We start from the raw sequence: 3,907 nt of genomic DNA on the forward strand, positions 1-3,907 counted from the left end.
GCCGTCGGGTGCCATATAGCGGTCGCCCCAGTCGCGGAAGGCGATCAGGATCGGATAGAGGTCGTGACCCTTCTGGGTGAGGCGGTACTCCTCGTAGGTGCCGTCGGCCGTTTTCCGTTTCACCAGGATCTCGTGTTCGACGAGCCGGTCCAGCCGGTCCTGGAGCCGGCCGCGGGGAATGCCGAGGGTGGCCTGGAACGCGTTGAAGCGGCGGACTCCGTTGAAAGCCGTTTTGAGTACCAGCAGAGTCCACCGGTCCCCGAGGACCACCAGGGGGCGGGTGATCGAACAGGGGAAATCGGCGAGTTCTTCGTAGCGCACGTTCCTCATTCTACGGATCATGGGCGAGGTGGTTCCAAAATGAGACCGGTGCTGCTATCGTTCAGTCTCAAATCGAGACTGCTTTGATGGAATACAGCCGAGGGGGACTTCCTGTGACTTCGACCGACATCCGCACCGACCAGTACGAGGCGCTGAGCGCCATTCTCGAACAGCGCCGATCCTGCCGGCAGTTCCTGCCCGACGCGGTACCGCACGAGGTGATCGAGCAATTGCTGACCTTGGCGTTGCGGACGCCGTCGTGGTCCAACACCCAGCCCTGGCAGGTGATCGTCACCGAGGGGGAGGGAACCGACCGGTTCCGCCGGGAACTGGTCGCCCATGTCCGTTCCGGCGCCCCCGCCGAACCGGATCTCGCCCACCCGGCCGGGTTCCCGGGGCCCTACCGGCAGCGGCGCAAGGAGTCCGGGGTGCAGCTCTACGAGAGCCTCGGCATCGGCAAGGGGGACGCCGAGGCCTCACTGCGCCAGTTCGTGCGCAACTTCGAATTCTTCGGCGCGCCGCATGTCGCGATCGTCTCGACCGAGGACGAACTGGGCCCCTACGGCGCCGTCGACACCGGGCTCTACATCAACACCGTGCTCCTGGCCGCGCACACCCTGGGCCTGGCCACCATCCCGCAGGCGTCGGTGGCGGCGTACGCGCCGTTCGTCCGCGAATACTTCGGCCTGCCCGCGACCCGGCGGGTGCTGGCCGCCATCTCGTTCGGCTACCCGGATATCGGGCATCCGGTGAACTCCTTCCGCACCACGCGGGCTTCGCTCGACGAGATAGTCACCTGGCACACGGCCTGAACCGAGACGAGGAGTGATGATGTCGACATCGCACCGGATCGATCCCGCCGCCGGGCGGATTCCCGACGGCCCCCTGCTGGACCGGCTCATCGGGGAGGCGATGGGAACACCCGAGCTCGGGATATCGCTGCGGATCCTGCCGGTTGGGCGCGGGCCCTACGCTCTCACCGCGACCGCGTGTCTCGCCGCGGCCGGGGCGCTCGCCCTGATCCGGCGCTATCGGTGAAAACGGCGGGTGTGCGGGTGGGCGCCGGGTTGCGGTCACTGTGAGCGGGATCCGGGACCGGTCCGGCGCCGTGGGTTAGCGTGGCGCGAGTGGATTCGAAACCGGTCGTCGAAGTGCTCACCGAACCCGCCGACCTGCGCGCCGCGCAGCGGGTCTTCCGGACCGCGATGGTCGGCGCGCCACCGCTGCCGGCGGGCGCCGGCGACGACCTGAACGAACCCGGACGCACCCTCGGCGTCCGGGTGCGCGGCGAACTCGCCGGTACCGCGAACTCCTATACGAGCCGGCTGGTCGTACCGGGCGGGGCGCGACTCCCGCACGCCGCGGTGACGCACGTCGGCGTGCTGCCGACCCACACCCGGCTGGGACTGGCGACCGCGCTGCTGCGGCGCCAGCTCGCCGATTTCGCCGCCCGTGGCGAAATCGTCGCCTCGTTGCGCGCCACCCAGCCCGGGATCTACGAGCGATTCGGATACGGGGTGGCGGGCTCGGCCGCGCGGCTCGAGATCGACACCCGGCGCGCCCGGTTCCGCGATACCGTGCCGTCGTCCGGACCGGTGCGCCTGATCGCCCCCGAGGACGCCTGGGAGGTGCCGGAGAAGATCTACGCCACCGGCGATATCTCCTGGACCGGCGCGATCGACCGGCCGTCGTACTGGTGGCGGCTACAGCAGCTGACCCGGGCGCCCGGCCATGTGGCGGTGCACGGCGAGCCGGGCGCCGAGGACGGATTCGTCCGCTACCGAGCCGACGACGCACCCGATTGGCCGCGCGGCCCCCGGCGCACGGTGGTGGTGGACGATCTGGTCGCCACCTCGGCCACGGCCTACCTCGGCCTGATCCGGCACCTGCTGAGTGCCGATATCGTCGACGCGGTGGTGCTGAACGCGGCCGCACCCGATTCCCCGCTGGGCGGGCTGTTCACCGACGAACGCGCGGTACGGGTCTCGGCGATCCGGGACGAGACCTGGTTGCGGCTGGTCGATGTGCCGGCGGCGCTGTCGCGCCGCACCTACCGGCCGGGTCCGGCGGTGGTGCTCGCGGTCACCGATACGATCCTGACCGCCAATTCCGGGACCTACCGGATAGCCGGCGGGGAGGTCCTGGCGGCCGGCGGGCCCCCGGATCTCACCGTCGATGTCGCGGCGCTGGCCGCCGCCTACCTCGGCGGTACCCCGTGGCGGCATCTGGTCCTGGCCGGGCGGGTGACCGAGCATCGGCGCGGCGCGGCGGCGGACGCCGACATCCTGTTCGGAGTCCACGAGCATCCGTTCAGCGGTACCTACTTCTGAACTCGCCCGGTCGGGTTCGTGATGTCCGGTGACCGGGTCTTGCGCCGGGGTGGGGGGCGGGACTACTTTTTGAGAAAATTGCATTTTCTTAATCTCGGTGTGGGCTGCCCGGGCCGTCGGTGCGGTCCGGGTGTGGCCGGGCGGACGGCCCGGCCGCCGCGCACCGCGCTATCCGAACGGGAGATGGATCCGCGATGACGAGCCGCGCGCATACGCTGCAGGGACAGGTCGCCATGGTGACGGGCGCCGCACGAGGGCAGGGCCGCGCGCATGCCGTCCGCCTCGCCGAAGAAGGCGCCGATATCATCGCGATCGATATCTGTGCGCCGGTCGCCGACACCATCACCTATCCCGCGGCCACCGCCGAGGATCTCGCCGAAACGGCGCGCCTGGTCGAATCGGCGGGCCGCAAGGTGCTGGCCCGGGAGGTCGATATCCGTGACCTCGATGCGCTGCGCCAGACGGTCGACGCCGGGATCGAGCAGTTCGGCCGGCTCGATGTGCTGGTGGCCAATGCCGGGGTGCTCAGCTGGGGCCGGCTGTGGGAGATGAGCGAAGAGCAGTGGAATACCGTGATCGACGTCAATCTCAACGGCACCTGGCGCACCGTCCGCGCCGCGCTGCCCGCCATGATCGCGGCCGGTAACGGCGGTTCCGTGGTTATCGTGAGTTCGTCGGCCGGGCTGAAGGCCACGCCCGGCAACGGTCACTACGCCGCCTCCAAACACGGCCTGGTGGCGGTGACCAACACGCTCGCGGTGGAGGCCGGGGAGTTCGGCATCCGGGTGAACTCGATCCACCCCTACTCGGTCGACACCCCGATGATCGAACCCGAGGCCATGATGGATATCTTCGCGAAGTACCCGGCCTACATCAACAGCTTCCCGCCCGTAGCGCTGAAGCCGGTGACCCAGGGTGCCGACGGGCAGGGCGGTTTCATGCCGCCGGAACAGGTCGCGGATGTGGTGGCCTGGCTGGCCGGACCCGGATCGGCGACCATCACCGGCAGCCAGATCGCCGTCGACGCGGGCGCGCTCAAGTACTGATGCCGCGATCGGTGGGTGACCCGCGATGGCCAAACCGCTGATTCCGGCCGAGGACATCTACGCCCGCGCCCTCGAACTCCTCGACGCGGAGGGCCTCGGCGCGCTGAGCGCGCAGCGGCTCGTCCGCGATCTCCGGATCTCCACCAGAACGCTGTATCAGCAGGTCGGCAACCGGGAGGAGCTGACGCGCGCGCTCGTCGCCCGGCACTT

General features: G+C 69.6%; 6 protein-coding genes. 5 read left to right on the top strand and 1 reads right to left on the bottom strand.

Annotation, left to right across the window (positions count from 1 at the left end):
• Positions 1-330: winged helix-turn-helix transcriptional regulator (locus ACWDU1_RS30370; protein ID WP_450003728.1), on the bottom strand; the 330-nt coding region annotated here is incomplete at its 3' end.
• 104 nt (positions 331-434) lie between these two features.
• On the opposite strand from ACWDU1_RS30370, the gene ACWDU1_RS30375 reads away from it, so the two are divergent.
• The 5 genes from ACWDU1_RS30375 to ACWDU1_RS30395 form a co-directional block, all read left to right on the top strand.
• Positions 435-1,133, top strand: a complete 699-nt coding sequence (locus ACWDU1_RS30375; RefSeq protein WP_450003730.1) for a nitroreductase — start codon at positions 435-437, stop codon at positions 1,131-1,133.
• A gap of 19 nt (positions 1,134-1,152) precedes the next feature.
• Positions 1,153-1,359: a hypothetical protein gene (locus tag ACWDU1_RS30380; RefSeq protein WP_450003732.1), complete on the top strand. Its 207-nt coding sequence runs from the start codon at positions 1,153-1,155 to the stop codon at positions 1,357-1,359.
• Positions 1,360-1,448: 89 nt separating this feature from the next.
• A complete protein-coding gene (locus ACWDU1_RS30385; protein WP_450003734.1) occupies positions 1,449-2,651 on the top strand; it encodes a GNAT family N-acetyltransferase in 1,203 nt (400 codons plus the stop codon).
• A 194-nt stretch (positions 2,652-2,845) separates the two neighbouring features.
• Positions 2,846-3,697, top strand: a complete 852-nt coding sequence (locus ACWDU1_RS30390) for a mycofactocin-coupled SDR family oxidoreductase (protein ID WP_450003736.1) — start codon at positions 2,846-2,848, stop codon at positions 3,695-3,697.
• 25 nt (positions 3,698-3,722) lie between these two features.
• The coding region (locus ACWDU1_RS30395; protein ID WP_450003737.1) for a TetR family transcriptional regulator at positions 3,723-3,907 on the top strand (185 nt) is incomplete at its 3' end.

It is taken from the genome of Nocardia sp. NPDC003345 (genome assembly GCF_053589395.1).